A 574-nucleotide genomic window follows, 5' to 3' on the forward strand; every position below is an offset into this window, starting at 1 on the left:
ACCTGGGGCCTGGGGGCCGGGGCGGGCGCCGGGCGCTCGGAGCGCGAGATCGCCTGGTTGGCGAGGCTCGACTCCACGTACACCACCTGGCGCGGGCCGAACGCGGCCATGATGACCGGCTCCACGCTCTCGCGGACGTCAGCCCGCTCGAGCATCCGCGCCGCGAAGTGCGACCCCTTCGGCAGCGACACCGTAAGCTTCTCGCCGTCGTCTGAGACCGCCGTAGACGAGAGGAGCAGCGAGCCCTTGGCCGGCACCTGCGCCACGAGCTGGTCGACGACCTGCTTCCAGAGCCGCTGGAGGTTGCCGTTCGTGACGCCCCCGCCGCGAGCCGACCCGCCCCTTCCGCTCGCTCCACGCTCGGCTGGCGCCTCGCTCACTTCGTGAGTCGCGGCGGGAGGGGCGGGTCGGCTCGCGGCGGGGGCTGCCGGAACAGCAGGAGCCTCCGCAGGTCGGGAGGTCGTCGGCCGCTCGGGCGCCGGGGCGGCCACGGGCTCGCTGCCCCTCTCGGCGGTCGGCTCCGGGACGGCTTCCGTCTGGGGTTGGGGCTGTGGCGGTGCCGCGGGTTGAGGGG

General features: G+C 75.1%; 1 pseudogene. It reads right to left on the reverse strand.

The annotated features are described in order from the left end of the window. Positions 1 to 380, reverse strand: a pseudogene (locus tag H6A23_RS11215) (DNA polymerase III subunit gamma/tau); the annotation flags it as partial. Positions 381 to 574 lie beyond the last annotated feature (194 nt).

Origin of the sequence: Olsenella uli, assembly GCF_016900775.1 — a bacterium.
Taxonomy (GTDB): Bacteria; Actinomycetota; Coriobacteriia; order Coriobacteriales; family Atopobiaceae; genus Thermophilibacter; species Thermophilibacter uli_A.